This is a genomic window from Virgibacillus sp. Bac332 (assembly GCF_003667785.1).
In the GTDB taxonomy this organism is placed as follows: Bacteria; Bacillota; Bacilli; order Bacillales; family Amphibacillaceae; genus Virgibacillus; species Virgibacillus salarius.
Window position 1 is genome coordinate 278,630 of the sequence record NZ_CP033046.1, and the last position, 16,794, is coordinate 295,423.

At 35.2% G+C, this 16,794-nt stretch carries 16 protein-coding genes and 1 pseudogene; 4 read left to right on the top strand and 13 right to left on the bottom strand.

The window, feature by feature from the left end; all coding sequences use genetic code 11:
- Positions 1–26: 26 nt before the first annotated feature.
- The 3 genes from D9782_RS01285 to D9782_RS01295 form a co-directional block, all read right to left on the bottom strand.
- Positions 27–1,628, bottom strand: coding sequence for an extracellular solute-binding protein (locus D9782_RS01285; protein ID WP_121603859.1), 1,602 nt, complete (start codon positions 1,626–1,628; stop codon positions 27–29).
- 87 nt (positions 1,629–1,715) lie between these two features.
- On the bottom strand, positions 1,716–2,621 hold the full coding sequence (locus D9782_RS01290; protein ID WP_121603860.1) for a carbohydrate ABC transporter permease: 906 nt from the start codon (positions 2,619–2,621) through the stop codon (positions 1,716–1,718).
- Between the two features lie 15 nt (positions 2,622–2,636).
- Positions 2,637–3,641 carry an ABC transporter permease gene (locus tag D9782_RS01295; RefSeq protein WP_226983558.1) on the bottom strand — a complete coding sequence of 335 codons (1,005 nt, stop codon included), beginning with the start codon at positions 3,639–3,641 and terminating at the stop codon, positions 2,637–2,639.
- 157 nt (positions 3,642–3,798) lie between these two features.
- Here D9782_RS01295 and D9782_RS01300 point away from each other — a divergent pair, with 157 nt between their 5' ends.
- The 3 genes and pseudogenes from D9782_RS01300 to D9782_RS23400 form a co-directional block, all read left to right on the top strand.
- A complete protein-coding gene (locus D9782_RS01300) occupies positions 3,799–4,071 on the top strand; it encodes a hypothetical protein (RefSeq protein ID WP_121603861.1) in 273 nt (90 codons plus the stop codon).
- A gap of 96 nt (positions 4,072–4,167) precedes the next feature.
- A complete protein-coding gene (locus D9782_RS01305) occupies positions 4,168–4,395 on the top strand; it encodes a hypothetical protein (RefSeq protein WP_026682545.1) in 228 nt (75 codons plus the stop codon).
- A gap of 261 nt (positions 4,396–4,656) precedes the next feature.
- A pseudogene (locus tag D9782_RS23400) lies at positions 4,657–4,857 on the top strand (transposase); the annotation flags it as partial.
- Positions 4,858–5,227: 370 nt separating this feature from the next.
- On the opposite strand, the gene D9782_RS01310 reads toward D9782_RS23400, so the two are convergent.
- The 5 genes from D9782_RS01310 to D9782_RS01330 all read right to left on the bottom strand — a co-directional run bounded on the left by D9782_RS01310 (position 5,228) and on the right by D9782_RS01330 (position 10,604).
- The gene (locus tag D9782_RS01310; RefSeq protein WP_026682546.1) at positions 5,228–5,767 is read right to left on the bottom strand and encodes a GNAT family N-acetyltransferase; all 540 of its coding nucleotides are present in this window, start codon (positions 5,765–5,767) and stop codon (positions 5,228–5,230) included.
- Positions 5,768–5,933: 166 nt separating this feature from the next.
- Positions 5,934–6,971: a sensor histidine kinase gene (locus D9782_RS01315; protein ID WP_121603862.1), complete on the bottom strand. Its 1,038-nt coding sequence runs from the start codon at positions 6,969–6,971 to the stop codon at positions 5,934–5,936.
- Positions 6,972–6,979: 8 nt separating this feature from the next.
- The gene (locus D9782_RS01320; RefSeq protein ID WP_026682548.1) at positions 6,980–7,645 is read right to left on the bottom strand and encodes a response regulator transcription factor; all 666 of its coding nucleotides are present in this window, start codon (positions 7,643–7,645) and stop codon (positions 6,980–6,982) included.
- Positions 7,646–7,669: 24 nt separating this feature from the next.
- Positions 7,670–9,835 (bottom strand): ABC transporter permease, encoded by a 2,166-nt coding sequence (locus D9782_RS01325; RefSeq protein WP_121603863.1) that lies wholly within the window; start codon positions 9,833–9,835, stop codon positions 7,670–7,672.
- Entirely contained in the window at positions 9,825–10,604 is a 780-nt protein-coding gene (locus D9782_RS01330; protein WP_121603864.1) for an ABC transporter ATP-binding protein, read from the bottom strand. The genes D9782_RS01325 and D9782_RS01330 overlap by 11 nt, the downstream gene beginning before the upstream one ends.
- Positions 10,605–10,977: 373 nt before the next feature.
- Between D9782_RS01330 and D9782_RS23905 the strand changes: the two genes are divergently transcribed.
- Positions 10,978–11,136 carry a transposase gene (locus D9782_RS23905; RefSeq protein ID WP_371413981.1) on the top strand — a complete coding sequence of 53 codons (159 nt, stop codon included), beginning with the start codon at positions 10,978–10,980 and terminating at the stop codon, positions 11,134–11,136.
- Positions 11,137–11,933: 797 nt separating this feature from the next.
- Here D9782_RS23905 and D9782_RS01340 read toward each other — a convergent pair.
- Genes D9782_RS01340 through D9782_RS01360 form a run of 5 tightly spaced genes read right to left on the bottom strand, consistent with a single transcriptional unit; the run spans position 11,934 to position 16,785 of the window.
- The gene (locus D9782_RS01340; RefSeq protein WP_121603865.1) at positions 11,934–12,743 is read right to left on the bottom strand and encodes a MurR/RpiR family transcriptional regulator; all 810 of its coding nucleotides are present in this window, start codon (positions 12,741–12,743) and stop codon (positions 11,934–11,936) included.
- Between the two features lie 29 nt (positions 12,744–12,772).
- The gene (locus tag D9782_RS01345) at positions 12,773–14,299 is read right to left on the bottom strand and encodes a DUF4127 family protein (RefSeq protein WP_121603866.1); all 1,527 of its coding nucleotides are present in this window, start codon (positions 14,297–14,299) and stop codon (positions 12,773–12,775) included.
- A 4-nt stretch (positions 14,300–14,303) separates the two neighbouring features.
- Positions 14,304–15,098: an HAD family hydrolase gene (locus D9782_RS01350; protein WP_121603867.1), complete on the bottom strand. Its 795-nt coding sequence runs from the start codon at positions 15,096–15,098 to the stop codon at positions 14,304–14,306.
- Positions 15,099–15,126: 28 nt separating this feature from the next.
- On the bottom strand, positions 15,127–16,443 hold the full coding sequence (locus tag D9782_RS01355) for a PTS sugar transporter subunit IIC (protein ID WP_121603868.1): 1,317 nt from the start codon (positions 16,441–16,443) through the stop codon (positions 15,127–15,129).
- Positions 16,444–16,476: 33 nt separating this feature from the next.
- Positions 16,477–16,785 (bottom strand): PTS sugar transporter subunit IIB, encoded by a 309-nt coding sequence (locus D9782_RS01360; protein WP_121603869.1) that lies wholly within the window; start codon positions 16,783–16,785, stop codon positions 16,477–16,479.
- Positions 16,786–16,794 lie beyond the last annotated feature (9 nt).

Consider the following 16,794-nt stretch of genomic DNA (forward strand, 5'->3'; position numbering starts at 1 on the left):
TCTAGCTTATCCTATACATTTTTTTATTAACTATCCGACCATCTGTTATAAGCATCCTGATAAATTTCAATATATTCTTCGATTTGCATGTTTTCAATTGTCTTTACATATTCCTCCCAGTTTGATAATGATTCAACACCTGTTATGAATTTAGCTTCCATTTGCTCTACATAGGATTGCAAATCAACTTCGATCGTATTTGCCTTCTTCTGTTCTTCTGGTGATAAATAAACCAATGGATACGGAACCTCTGCATAAGGCGAAATTTTTTCATTTGTTTCTGCAGCAATAAATTTATCGAATTCAGATAAGGCTCTACCTTCTATCGGCCCACTAATTGTAGGGGGTGAAATCCCATAATCTGGGGTGATCGTGCCACGATAATCTTCTTCCGATTTAAAGCCTTCTGGTACCTCGCGATCAACCTTCTCCCCTCCTTCTTTATCCTTCCACTCCCACATGTAACCTTCAGGGCCACGATTCAAAAATTCGTAGCCTTCCTTAGAGTAAAAATAATCTATCCATCTAATAGAAGCTTCAGGACTAGGATTATTGCTAGTAATCGCAAACGTACCTCTCTGAATAGCAGGGCTTCTAGGGATAATTGCTTTATTTGAAATCGAGCTTGTTAGTGGTTGAAACATCGGATTATTCATTGCCTCTTCTTCAGATTCTCCAGTTGTAAAGAATGAAAAATAGTCAGGGAATACGCCAATTCGATTTTCTTGCCCTTTTGCCTTTTTTTGTTCATCTGATTGCGAAAAGGTCTCTGGATCTAATAATTCTTCTTCATAAAGCTTATTCATAAATGTTAAGTATTCTTTATAGTTTTCGGTAATTGGTGTATACCTTACCTTCCCGTCCACTTCCTCTATTCCCCATTCTTTCATTCCAAATGCTCCTAACAGCCATGGTCTAGAGCTATTCATTTTCACATCAAGAAGCGGAATTTCATCAGCCTTCCCATTACCGTTGGGATCCTCTGTCTTAAATCGCTTTAATAGTTGATAGAACTCGTCTGTTGTTTTAGGTAATTCTTTAACTCCTAACGCATCTAGCCATTTACCGTTATACCATAAAGGTCCTCGATACCAGCTAGAAGTAGGTCCTTCAGCAACGGTCGGTAGTGCATAAATATGACCATCTATTGTTGTTATCGATTTCTTTACATCTGGTCTTTCTTCTAAAAGCTTCTGCAGATTCGGAGCATGCTCAGCTATCAGATCTTCCAATGGTACTAATACACCCTGTTCACCATAATCTACTTCCATTGCTGGTGTGAAGTTACTTGAGCCTGCACCATAAATAATGTCTGCTATGTCGCCACTAGCAAATGCTAGATTTAGCTTTGTTTGAAAGTCATTTAACGGAGGTGTAATATACTCAAATTCCATATTTGTCATTTCAGCATATACTTGCAAGGTTGGCATATCACTCCACTCAGCGACACCAGTTCCAGGTGCCATCATGGACAGTTCAAGTTTTTCATCAACAATTGGAAAACCTTCTTCATTTACTTCGACATCAGTAGCCGAAGCAGACTCTTCATTTGTTTCTTTGGATTTACATGCAGCTAAAGTAACTACTAAAAGTCCAGTAATTAACAACAAATATACGATTTTTTTCATCCTACAATCCCCTTTCAGACATGTAATAGATTTCCTAAATGATAAGAAGTGGTCACCTCCTCGCGAATCGATATCACTTCATATTGATTAGCCCTTTAATGAGCCGATGAGAACACCTTTAACAAAATAACGCTGTAGGAAAGGGTAGACGATAATAACAGGAAGGGAAGAGACGATCATAACTCCATATTTAACGATAGCAGCAAGCTGTTGCTTACTATGCATTGCTTCTGCCATGCTTCCTGTCATGTTTGTATTTTGAGAGGCCATTTCCTGTAATACAAGTATTTCTCTTAGTACGAGTTGAAGTGGATACATTTCCTTATCCGATAAGTAGATTAATGCATTAAAGTAGCTGTTCCAATGTCCTACTCCATAAAATAATGCCATTACAGCAATAATTGGAGCGGATAGAGGTAGAATAATCTTTGTAAACAACTTAAAATTTGAGGCCCCATCTATTATTGCAGCTTCCTCTAACCCTTTAGGGATAGAAGTTTGAAAAAACACACGAGCAATTACAATATTCCAAACAGCGGCAGCATTTGGTAAAACCATTGCCCAAATCGTATCAATGAGTCCTAAGCTCTTAACAACTAAATACGTTGGGATTAATCCACCACTAAAAAACATGGTTAATACAAACATACCCATTAATAAATTTCTCCCTGCTAAATCTTTTCTTGATAGAGCATAAGCCGCTGGAATAGTAACTCCTAAATTAATGACGGTTCCTAAAACGGTGTATAGAATCGTATTTAAATATCCTCGCCAAATATCATCATTTTGAAATATTAACTTATATCCCTCTAGCGTTATTTCCTTTGGAAACAACCACATCTCACCAGTATTAACAGCTGATGGATTACTTATTGATGCACTAATAATGTAAATTAATGGATACAGCACAATCAATAATGCCGCAGTAAGAAATAATAGAACCAACGCTTTAAACGCCTTATCTTTTTTTGTATCTTGGATTGCTGAGCCCATATAGTCTGTCCCTCCCTACCAAAGACTAGTCTCACTTGTTTTTCTTGCAATTTGGTTTACCGTTACAAGTAGAATCGCATTAATGACTGCATTAAATAAACCGACTGCAGCAGCAAAACTATACTGTGCATCTAATAAACCTGCTTGATAGACAAATGTTGCAATAACATTTGAAGATTCAAGATTAAGTGGATTTTGTAGTAATAATATTTTTTCAAAGCCCATTGCCATAATATTTCCTACGTTCATTATTAATAAGATAATCATAGTGGGAACAATTGCTGGGATGTTAATATGCCAGATACGTTGAAATCTAGATGCTCCATCTACAATCGCAGCCTCATGATGCTGCGGATCTACACTTGATAATGCGGCAAGATAAATAATCGTACCCCAACCTGTACTTTGCCATACGCCTGATAATACATATACGGTTTTAAACCAAGCAGGATCACTTAAGAAAGCAATTGGTTCAAAACCAAGTAATTGTATAGCATGATTGATAATTCCTGTGGCGGGAGATAGAAAAGCAATTATCATACCAGCCATGACAACGACGGAAATAAAATGGGGCGCATATGTAACCGTTTGTACCGTTCTTTTATACAATCCATCCTTCGCTTCATTTAAAGCTAATGCTAAGATAATCGGTAGTGGAAAACCAACGATTAATTCATATATACTAATGCCTAACGTATTCTTAATTAAATCCCAGAAATAATAGGATTCAAAAAATCGAGTAAAGTGTTCAAATCCTACCCATTCGCTCCCCCATATGCCTAATGTAGGAATAAAATTCTTAAAGGCAATTTGCACACCATACATTGGGATATAATGAAAGATGAAAAAGTATAAAAACGCTGGCAGGACAAATATATATAGCTGCCAATTCTGTAGGATCTTTCTATTCTTTCGATGTTTTTTAGGTTTGTTAATCTTATTGCTTTTACTGAAAGCTTCACCCTCAACAGGGTAAGCCTGCATTTCTTCCTCTCTTAACGGAGAATTAGCTGTGCCCACGTATTTGCCCTCCTTCCAATTTAAGAAACTGCTTACATGTTATATTTTTCAGAAAATACAATCAATATGTGATTTTCATTATAGCTTGTCAGCCAGTTTGTACACATACCGTTTATCAAGGGGTTCACCAATTGTACTATGTTACATTTGTTTTAATATGTTCCGTTTTACATTTCATCGTTTTGATAAAGTGTATCGGTGGGGACAAAAATGTTTTAATCAAAAAAACAAACAACTAGAAATGATCGTTGCTATGAACTACTCAAGAAATATACTTCGCTTTTTTTCGTGGGACGCTCGTGCACTATGGGGTCTCACTAATGCCTTTCCTCCTGCAGGAGCACTAATCGAATTGCTCGACAAAATTTCAAATACTGGAGCCTATCCAAAAAACGTTATTGTAGAAGCATTCGGTGATTTTCATTTTTAACTCTTGTTTCAAATCTTGAGATGCTGAGACTTGGTGTAATAGAATGATTGTTTAGGCTTATAATTCCTCTTTATCTAACCGACAACAAATGGTGGCATGGCCAAACGGTTAAGAAATGAAATGAAGTTTTCAAAAAATTCATTATTAGCTATGGTGGTTGTATTATTATATAGTAGTATGACTTTATCTGTAGCAGAGAATGAGAACGTTTTAGATAAGCAAAAGAAAATTGGAAATGATGTAGATGTACAAGCAATGACAGACGAAGAAATTCGAGATTTACAAAATATAGAGAACAATTGTCAAAGAGATCAACGATCTTAGGAAATTAAACAAGATGGTCTTACAGAAATTCCAATGAAAAAAGAAGATAGTAAAATTAACTATACGCTTTAACAAATGAGGGTGAGTTATTCAGTAATCTTTAACCGATATTTATAATAAAAAGGGGCGAATAAATGGGTGAATTTCAAAAGCTTGAGGGTATAAAATACTTTGTGTAAATGAATGGAATGACAACAAAGAAGACCTTATCTTGATAGAATTGAGTTACCACACAAAATTCACAGAAAAGAGGTCTTCCCAATGAATCAGTTAACAACAGAAATTACGATGCACTAGTCAGAAACAAGATCTCACCGAGGTTTTTCGTACGCATAAATCACATAATGCTTCTTATTCTCGTAAGTTACACACTGAGTTTGGAGACCTAAATATCAAAATTCGATGGATCGTAATGGCGTGTTTAAGCAACAGACCGTAGCTTCGTATAAGCACTTATTGGATTTTAATTAAGCCCGAGCAACGTTAGAAGCGATGTTTGAACAATTACATGAGACGAAAGAGTAGGACTCGCCAGCGCAAAAATTTTGGTGTTTTCAACAGGGATAACCCTTTCAAAAACATCAAAATCAATCCTTCGAACAAGTGTATTTTAAATACAGAGTGACGATCTTTCCGAAAAGATTGGAAACTCATTTACAAAAAATATTGATGGTACCTTGCTCATATCACTGCTTACTAACAATTTTTCATAAATTCGTATTCTTTTTTGATATAGTGCTAATTTCTATAAAGTTAAAAAAAACCACTATAGATTTGTGTGTTAAAAAATTGAAACAAACATTCATTAATGTGTATAACACACTTTTAAGGCTTAGTACTTAAAATACTCTCTCTCCAGAATAGAAAAATAGTATTGATCAACCCATTTATTTTGCCAAAAAAGCTCTTCCTTAAAAACAGCCTCTCTTCTCATACCAATATGTTCCATTAAAACTGCAGAGCGTTTATTATTTGAATTGCACATTCCAAATACTTTATGTGCGTCTAATTTTTCAAAAGCAAATCGCAATAACATTTTTGCTGCTTGGCTTCCGTAACCTTTTCCTCCATATTGGGGAAGTATTGCAAAGCCAATTTCCCAGCTCTTTCTATATTCACTATCGATCCATAATTGCGCTAAACCAATCGGTGTTTTATTCTTGTCTGTAGTGTTAGTAACTACAAAATCATAACTTATCGGATTTACCTTTTCTTCAATTTTTTGTATGTATTCCTCATGTATAACACCTTTATCTGATTCTACATACTCCTCAAAGTACCATAAATTTTCATCAGTCTCTATCCTGCATATAAAATCTAAATCATTGATTGATATCTTTGATAATAATAAATTTTCTCCGTACAGCTCCATTATAATCTCCTTAATAATTTCACCATTTTTTTTCGAATTCCTAATCACCTAAATTGTTCGTTATTTAAAATCGAACAACAATGTTGATTGCATATTTGTAAAGCCTGTATAGTACTGTTACCTAATTCATCACTATAGATAATCATATCAAGCTCAGTATGACAGCTTATTGTTTCACATTTGGAAATATTAGCGATATGATTAACCCCGAACCAAGCTCTGATTTTGCATCCAACTGAATTGCCAAATCATAAGCCATCTTGCTCACTAAGAAGAGTCCCATACCTGTCGATTGTCTTGTATAAGTACCTCTCCTTCCAGTAAAGCCCTTATCAAAAATAAATGGTAAATCCTCTTCATATACACCAGGTCCATTATCACTAATATTTAAAAAAGTTTGATCACTCACTTTGTCATAAACCGTTTCAAATTTCAAAATTGGACTATCCTCATTCTGTGGAACGTGTTTAGTACTATTAGCGATTATTTGTTCTAATATAAAAGCTAATCCTTTGCGGTCAGAAAAAATTTCCATTTCTTCACCTATGAATTGTATTTGAAAACCCGATTCATCTATTAGTGTTTGATGGTCTTCAATTGTCTTTTTACAAAATGCTAGTAAATTTATAGACTCAAAAATATAATCTTTATGAGTAGCCCCAAGTCTTGCAAAATACAAAATTCGCTCTACGTCTCCAAGCATTTGATTCCTAATATGAAGCATACGCTGCCTAACAAAGGGAGATATTTCATCACTGCGGTTATCTAATACCAATGTCATCAATGACAGGGGCTTTTTAATTTCATGAACCCATCCTTCTATATAATTTTCATAATCATTCAACTCAATGACTTGATCATTAAGTTTTGACTGATATGATCTTATGACACTTCCCATTCTACGGATATATGACCAATTTGTCTTAGGAGATAGCTGACATAATATTTCTTCGTTCGCCCCGTTCGGTTCTAATAAAAAATCTTGAAAGACAGCTTCTATAATTTTTTGCTTTCTAATGATGATGAATACGGACAACGATATCATTGTTAGAGTAAAAATAATCATTAGTCCTACTAACACCTTAAAGGTTTCTGGGTAAGCCAACCAGGCTAGAAAGATAAATAGAAGATCTGTAGTAATTAAAATAAGAAACCATAGTTTATAAGCATGAAAACAATCATAGATTTGCTTTATCCATTTCATGGTTTCACCTACCCCCTAAGTCGATAACCTTGACCCCTTATTGTCTCAATATGATTCTCCAAGTCTATTTGCCGTAGTGTTTTTCGTAAGCGAGTCAGATTTACTTGAAGAGCATTTTCATCTATATATTGCTCCGTTCCCCATAAAAGTTCACTTAATGTTGACTTGGATACAATCTCAGGTCTATGCTCCACTAGAGCCAATAAAATTCTTCCTTCATTAGCTGATAATAACAACGACCGAGATCCCTTATACAAAGTAAAGGTATTCGGGTCTAGCGAAAAACTGCCACCATCTACTAACTTTGGTTGCTCTTTAAATCTTCTGAGCAAGTTCTGAATACGCGCTAACAATCTATTTCGATTACATGGTTTTATGAGGTAATCATCTGCGCCTAAATGAAAACCATGTAATTCATCTTGTAACTTATCTCTAGATGTAAGAATCAATATGGGACCAATCCCTTTTGATTTTAGACTTTTGCATATTTCAAATCCTGATTGTTCCGGTAAATTGATATCTAATAAGACTAAGTCTGGTACCAAAGTAGCTATTTGAAGTGCTATATCTTGAAAATCTTCCATTGCTACCGCTTCATACCCTTCTTTTTGCAATATATCCATTAACTCTTCTCTCATTAATAAATCATCTTCAACAATTGTAATCCTCGCCACTTTAGCACCTCCTTTGACTTCTCCTTAATCGATATTTGGCTTCCAACGCAATTTATCAATTTCATGATCTGCTGAACGTGCTACTGCTACGCCATAAATCACAAAAATGCCGAGTACAAGACAGGCAAAGGTAAGGGCAATCGGATACAGTAACACTTGATCATCGAAGTAAATAATAACAAATGAAATCATAGCCCTTATGCCAACCGCTCCACTGACGCATGCGAGAGACATAGGTAACAGAAAAGTCAGCAACACCTGTCTATGCACCGATTGTTTCATTTGCTTACGTTTTGCCCCCAACACGGAAAGCGTTACATAGCGTTGTCCAGTCTGCTTCATCTGCGTCAAAAATTGTAAAGCTATTACCGTACAGGCAATAATTAAGAATAAGAATCCCAAATATAGTGTCGTATAACTTCCGGCAACAACGTAGAAAAGTTTCCGTCCAAAGTTTTGTAAATAACTTTCAAACTCGAAGCCTGAGGATTGTAATAAATCTCTAGCCTCCATCATTGCCTTCATTAAACCTTGCTGTTCTTGCAGCTTTTGTGGAATGCAAAAATTCCAATAAGACACATAGGTTTCCGTATCTAGTAATTGTTCAAACATTTGATCGGGGACGATAAATGCTGAGGTAATTTCTACGGAACGATCTGCTACTAATCCTCTCATTGGAATTGATGGGTGTATAAATACTTCCTGATCATTAATGCTCATTAAACTTTGCCTTTCTTCTAGAGCATCCTCAAGAATACGATCTAGTACAGGCATGCTTTCTACATCATCCATAGGCATAAAATCTGGATTAAAGTATAAAGCAATTTCATCTGAATCTAGGTTCAGTGGTGTCTCTCCTATCGCCTCTAAAAGCCCATTATAAGATGTTTCAGGAATGAGGTAGGGTTTTGTTGCATCGATTTCTAGTACCCCAAAAAGATTAAGTGCTTCAGGATTCTCTGAACTGATATCATAATATTGCATTTCTCCAGATAAAATTTGCTCTCTATAGTTGCTTGGCAAAGCCATAATTAGTTGCTCTCTTAATTTTGACCAGTCTACCAACGATAAAGGCAAGTCGTCTTCCCCATGTTCATCTTGATATTTCATTTGTCCAATTTCAAGAAAATTTAAGTCCTCTACATATGATACCATTTTTTCTGACGTAAGAAATTGCTCAGCCTTTTGATTATCGCTATTAACAGTAAAATCATAGATCGCGGGACCTCTAGTATAAACATTTTCTAACCCCATGATAGTCGAAGCACCATCTGTTAGCAAAATGATAGCGAGCATAATGAGAATCGATGTTACCGCAACAGAAGTAGATCGATTTGCTATGTTTTCTTGAAACTGCCTTAATGTAAATGTGTGCAGACCTTTCGTCGATTTACGCTCGGACATGCTTGCCAATAAGCCTAGTAATTTTGCAAATCCTCTCATAAAAAGGATTGTTCCTAAACTTCCGAGAGCCAATGCCGCGAACAAAATCAGTCCTGCAAAATCCATAAAACGGTATAAAACAATCCAATATGCAGCGCCTAATAAGATAGAACCTACTAATATATTGATAACGTTGCCTTTCAAATGCCCCATATCTTGTTTCTTATCCATTTGCTCATAAAGTAATTGATGTACCTCTTGATTAAATAATCTTCCCCCAAGAATGGCTAACGCTATAAACTGGATGAATAGAAAACCAACTATGGTAAAGAAAATCGCACCTACCGACAAGCTGATTTGATGACCGATAATTCCCTGCCCGACTAATTTAGATACCGTCAAGCTGATTATTTCTGCTAAAAATCCGCCTATCAAAATGCCTCCAATAAGTGCCAAAATAGAAGTAATAAACCCCTCGGCTAAAAGTTGAAGAATAAGGCGTTCCTTGCGCATTCCTAACATGAGGTAGAGCCCAAACTCTTTACTCCTTCGATTTAATTGGTACCGATTAGCAAATAAAGTTAAGAAAAATAATAAAAATAATGAAAATAGATACACAATTGGCATTTGAGCTAAAAGTTTATCAATCGCATCACTTTCAAACTCCTTTAAGAATAAAATAACATCTTGTCTCCCAAGTGAAAGAATGATATAAAACGAGGCTACTGCTGTTACAAGTGTTGCAAAGTAGATTAAATTCTCCTTACGATTTCGTTTAGCATTACGATAAATCAACCTAGAGAACATTTGCACTTCCTCCTCCAAACTGAGCTAGTAAATGCAAAATTCTCTCATAAAATTTCTCTTGTGACTCATCATGTTTGCGGCGCAGTTCATGAAATATCACACCATCTTGAATAAAAAGGATTCTAGAACAAAAACTTGCAGCATTAGGATCGTGGCTGACCATTAAAATTGTTCTTCCTCTACTTCTATTAATACCTTCCAACTTATTCATTAATGTTCTTGCAGAGCGTGTGTCTAATGCTCCAGTCGGTTCGTCTGCAAGAACAATGTCTGGATTAGAAATCAAACTACGTGCAGCAGCTACCCTTTGCTTTTGTCCTCCAGACATCTGAGATGGAAATTTATTAAGAATATCTGTAATTTCTAAAAAAAACGCTAGATCATCTAATTTAGTGTGTGCTTTTGCAAAATCTATCCCATGAATAGATAATGGTAATAGTATATTTTCTTGTCCAGTTAGATTATCCAGTAATTCAAAGTCTTGAAACAAATATCCAATTCGACTACCGCGATACTCGGCTAAATCCTTACTGTCAAAAGCACTGATGTTTTCACCATTTAAAAGTACACGCCCCGATGTTGGTTTTATTATTGTTGCAATACAGTTTAATAAAGTAGTTTTACCAGATCCACTTGGTCCCATTATTCCTAAGAATTCTCCAGGAAGAACATCAAAACTAACACCATTTAAAGCTTTTGTTATATTGTTTTTCTTTCCGTAGTTTTTTTGTAAGTCTTGAACTTCTAGTAATTTTCCTTGTCTGACCACTGTATCAAACACCTTCCTTATTATGCTATTTCGAAATTATAATCGAATTGAGTTATACACATTATAACCAGCATAAAAGACTAGAAACACTTACAAATATTGAAAGGAAAAATAAGAGAAGTTGCTTCGGTAGCTTTTGATCAATATAAATTGCACCTCAATAGTTCAATTATTAAAAGGCATTGCGTAGGGAAATACTTTATACAAAAGAACAAAGCATTCAACTCATTTCTAAATTAAATCCAATGATTACTCAAAATGAACGAGCAAACGGAAAAGGATTTGACTTTTATAAAGATGCAGGTTTATTTGTATGTCCAGCAGGACATTTAGCAATAAGAAAAAGTAAAAAACCAGATCCACATTCAGGAGAATGGTTTATTTATTTGACGTTGAAAAATGTAAGGTCTGTCCACTCCGAAAAGGATGTTTTAAAGAAGGCTCAAAAACTAAAACCTATTCTGTTGCCATTAAATCAGAGGAACATTTAGACCAACAAGCTTTTCAAGAAACAGAAGAATTTAAACGCTAAGCTCGAGAACGCTATAAAATCGAAGCAAAAAATAGTGAGTAAAAAATAAACACGGGTACGATCAAACATCGGCTGCGGGTTTATTTGGTATGCAAATTCAGAGCGCAACGACGATATTCGCTGTCAATCTAAAAAGAATAGAATCTTGAAGCTTCTGAATGAAAAAGAATAATAAAGAGACAAAAAATAGGGCGTTTTCTGTTCAAATTGAACAAAAAGCGCCTTATTTTTCTCTATAATGAATTTATTTATAAAAAACACAAGCTTTTCAGTGCCCTCATACAATATCGAACTCTTGCCCAGCAGGGCACTTAACAAAAAAATTATCGAACTTTATGGGGTCACTTCATGTTGCACTGTGGGGCTCACCGATATCTTTCTCTCCACAGGATAAGGAAGACTTCGCCAGCGATACATGACACGCAGAAAAAGCGCTCCTCTTTTTCAAGGAGTCTACGTATATTTCCAAAGCTAGCGTAGTTTATTGTTCGTCTTAGAATGGACCATTTTAGTTATGACATATCTTCGTTCATAAAGAAAACCACTCATGATAGTTTTGAACAGTTTGACTCGCAGTACCCCAATCTTTAATAGATATGGAATGATTGGAGAAAAGATCAATACTATCCAATACCTGTCTTAGACTTACAGTTTATGCTGTTTTAACACCTTACCACGCAAGGCTTAACTAATTTTGGATACATTTATAATAATTTATCAAAATTAAATTTATTGAGAATACGTACTGCACTTAAAAATGGACAGCTATATTTATTAAGTTATTAAACTTATTTCCGCTAATCAATAGACTGAGAAATTCGTTTCTTTGCCAATGCTATTTTAGAACTATCAATTTCATGTAGGTAATGACAAATTTGTTCAACTACGAAAAGCTGCGACATTTCTGTAATTAATGTACTTCCTTCTTGTGCTACTTCTTTTCCTGCAGTAAACAATATTAATTCAGCGATTTTAGTAATGGGTGAACGCGAATGGTTTGTAATAGCAATCGTTGTTGCGCCATTTTCCTTCACCTTTCTTAACCATTGCAATGTCTCTCTTGTATCACCTGTTACACTAAATGCTATCGCCAAGTCATCAGATTCAATTAAATGAGATGACACCACTCTTGTATGCTGTTCTGAAAAAAAGTATGTTTTATATCCAAGACGCATAAGTCTAATCTGTGCTCCCTGTGCAGCCAAAGCTGAGAAACCGATACCATACAAATAAATTGCATTACTGTTCTTTATTAAACTTGCTGATTGTTTTATTTTATCTGTATTCGTCATCAGTCTAGTTTCATCTAGCATTTTAACAATATCTTGATAGGTTTTTTCAAATTCAGTATCTGCTTCAGTTTCTTTAGCACCAAGGAATTGCTTTGCCATAGTAGTCTTAAATTCATGATATCCAGAAAAGCCCACTTTTTTTAAAAAGCGAATAACAGTAGCTTCCCCGACACCAAATTCATCAGCAAACTCCGTTAAAGACAAAAAAGCAATACGCTGGTAGTTTTCAGAAACAAACGAGGCAACTTTTTTCTCGCTCTTCGTTAAGGACGGGTAAATGCTCTTCACTCTTGCTAAAAAATCCATTATACTCATAGATTAAATTCTCCTTGCGCCAGGGATTACTACTTATAAAGTATTGTTAAATCAATACCAATTTCAAACATTCTTCTCCAAGGTAAATGTACACGAACTTGTGATAATTGGAATTCACAAAAGCTGTTTTTTATCATTTGTTGATAATAAGTTACAATCCTTTTCTCAATTTCCCCAGCAACCTTACTATCCTGATTATTTAACTGGAAATAGTCTGCACCAATTCCAGGAAGAACGGTTTCTGTAACCTCTTTTCGAACAATGGCCTGATATAAACCATCTTCAAGGATATGGTATATGAGATTCTTTTTTATTGTCAAGCTATCTTGCCTATCAAACGCAAAAACGCCTGCAGCAATTGATGTTCCCAGCGTATTACAATTTGTATTCCAGCCTTTATAGGAGATTAATTGATCTAAAAGGTGATAATCATCCAAGTATTGAATTAATTCTATATCTCCTCCATTTGCAAATGCGCTGTCTGCAAGTACTACAGGCTTTCCCATTTCCAAATAGTCTTGGATATGTTCCGTAAAAAAGTGAAGCTGACGATAGCTGCTGTAGGTGACATCTTTTTCATCTTGGTTAAATGCTTCTTGCATTACTTTACCCGGCGTATTGATTGCTAATATAAAATCTGCCTCCTCCGGTTGTAAGGACACTTTGCAGCCAGAAGCAAGCAAATGAGATTTAACACTTTCAGCAAATGGTCTGTCTTCATAAAGTGGTACAATATAGGGGCCTAATGTCGAGCTAAAAAAAGAGTATACCCGCGGTTTCCTATTGAGCACATGATTCAGCATCCGAGCAACTAATGTGGATCCAACCTCATCTGCTCCTGGATAGACCATTACTTTGTTTTGTAATCTTTTTTGTTCGATGTCACGATAAACAACTGTCTGATCTTTTGCAGTATATCCATATACTGCAGCATCATCTTGCGGAATAGCAAGAAAGTTTATTACATCTTTAACAACTAAGTCGAGAATATACATGTTCATCGTAACATTGAATTTACGTCGTCTTTCATAATCTTCAATAAACACTTTTGGAATTTTAGTATTTATTTTTTGTAATTGACTTTTTTCCTTTTCATTTAATCCTGTACGTTTGTCTTTATCTAGTAAATAAGCTCTTTTAAATAACGCTTCTCCATACTCAGCATAATAATCTGGTTCTTCATCAGCACTATTAAACTTCGGAGTACGCATAATTAAATTTGATGCAAATATCAGTAAATGCGGATAAGCTTCTCTTAGCATTTGAAACTTTCTCAAGCGCTCTTTTCCTTCTGATTCACATAATTGATGTAATCTAGAAGGTAAAAGACCACCGTATAGCATCATTTCCACAGAAACCACCAGACCATCAGCCTCGGGTGCATGATCATTGATAAACTTCCATAATTGTTCGACATTTGCCTTCTCTTTTTTCTTGCCAAGTATTTCACGTGGGGGAACGATCAGTTTTATATCTTTTCTTGTTTTCTCCATATATTTTGGATATATATAATTACATGGCCGCTCATCTAAAGGGATATAGATTATCTTTTTCATGTTTTCACCTAACTTTTGGAGATTTATTCATAACTACTTCAATACAGTCCGCTACTGTTTTTTGAATCTCATCTGCTTTTTGCTTTACTTTTTCTGAAGTACCGTCAATTGCAAATGAATATCCTGCTGCTTCGAACATGGAAATATCATTTTCAGAATCACCAATTACATACACATCTTTTGTTGATATATTCATTTCTTTCATAATTTTGCGAACAGCAATACCTTTTGATACGTTTTTTGACATGATTTCCAAGGAAGAATCACTAGTTTCTACACAATTAACAATGTTATCATATTTTTTACTGATAGCAGTTTTTATCTCTTTAAAGCCCAGTTTTTTGCCGAATATAAGAAAACTAGTTGGAATTAGACTATCTCCTACTTCTTTGCTTAATTGTGGATCAATCACTGCCGAATCAACAAATTCAGCGACTCCTCCCATAGGGCGCGGTGAAGAAAAATAACGACGTATAGCATCATTTACTTCAACTCGTTCATTTCTTTCATCCAATATTTCCATGATTCCTTTAGCCACATAAGAATTAATCTCGTCTTTAAAAACTACTGTTCCACCCTTATTTGTTATAACCGCACCATTTTGGCTGATTCGATAGTCGCCCTGAATTCCTAGTTGTTTCTCAACATATACAATATCGTGATCTAATCGTCCAGTAGCAATGATAAATATACCACCGGAGTTCGAAAATGACTGAACTTTTTTCATGCTTTCTAATGATATTTCATTATTTTTATCAAGTAATGTTCCATCTAAATCACAGATTAATACTTTCGTCATGCATACCCTCCTGTTGAACAGTTCTAGTTTAGTTTCTATTTTTCCTTTCAATGGCGGCTACTCGGTTAGTTGCTATTACAAATGGCAAATAAATCAGTACCGATAGCGCAATTAATAGAGCAGATAAAATTGCTGCACGGTAGTCACCTGCTGTCGCTAAAAAAGCAGATAATACAGGTGGAGTTGTCCAAGGAATAAACACAACTGTTTTTGAAATCAGCCCTATAGATGTAGCAAGATAAGCAATATTCAGATTTACAATTGGTACAAGAATGAGGGGTATCGCTAAGATTGGATTTAAAATAACTGGCAGTCCAAACATTAATGGCTCATTAATATTAAATAATCCTGGAGCAGCAGAAAGCTTAGCAACACCACGGTACTCTGCACGTTTAGAAGCAATAAATATGGCAATTAATAAACCAATTGTGTTTCCGCCACCACCCATCATGGTGAAACTATCAATAAATGGCTTAGTTACAATATTAGGTATATTAATGCCTACTTGGAATGCTTCTATATTTTCCTGAATAGCGGCTAGTAAAGTTGGTTCCGTAATTGGTCCAAGGACAAAGGTACCGTGAATCCCTAAAGCCCACAATAAATTTTGGACAAACATAACTCCATTGATACCAAATAACCCTTGATAGATAGTGTCAAGTGGTGCTTGTATAACTTTTGTTATTATTTCTTGCAATCCCAAATCAAATAATGTATTGGTTAGAAATACTAATAGGGCAAACAATGTTAAAGTGAAAAAAGCTGGAATCAATGCGTTAAAAGATCTGGCAACTTCTGGAGGAACACTTTCTGGCATTTTAATTTGTAGTTTCTCGATTTTTTTCAACCGTAAAAAAACTTCTGTTCCAATTAATGCTGAAATAATTGCAAAAATTAATCCAGTAGCTGATGTTTCACTCTGACTAAATACACCTGTTACATGAACCGCTTCTTCATGATCTAGTGGAACAACTTCAACAATACTAGGAAACATGGAAACAAAGACTGCAACTGCCATCACTCCTGGTATAACGCCATCTTCGTTGTAAGAGCGTGCTAGCTTATAAGCGACGGTAAAAGCTATCAAGATCGAAAGCAGTCCTAATGTACCGTTGTAAACTTGGTTTCCAATTTGTTGGTAAACACTTAAATCTACAATATCCGCAAAAATACCGTTATTAGCGTCCAAAACCACATTATTAATCAATATAAAAAATGAGGCTACAATAACAAGTGGAATCAAAATTATAAAACCATCTCGCACAGCTCCTAAATGGCGCTGAGTAGAAAACTTCGTAGCAACTGGTGTTAACCATTGAGCAATTTTATTGGCTATTATATCCATTTTTTATTCCCCCTAGCTCAATATTTTTTCATACTAGCGGTTTACACTATCCTTGATTTGTTTTAAAACATTTTCGACTCGCATTAAACCGTAATCCTGACTGTTAATCACATCAACTGTAAGTAAATTCTCTAATTCTTTTTCCATTTGATTTTTCATAAAAGCAACTTGCGGACCTAATAACAGCAAATCATACTCGTTTTTTTGTAATAGTGAACGTGCTTCTGAAATAGATGCAGCTTCTATTTGCAAATCTATTCCCTCTGTTTCTGCAGCATTCTTTACTTTATTTACAAATAAACTCGTTGACATACCAGCACTACATGCTACTAATACACGCATAACACATAC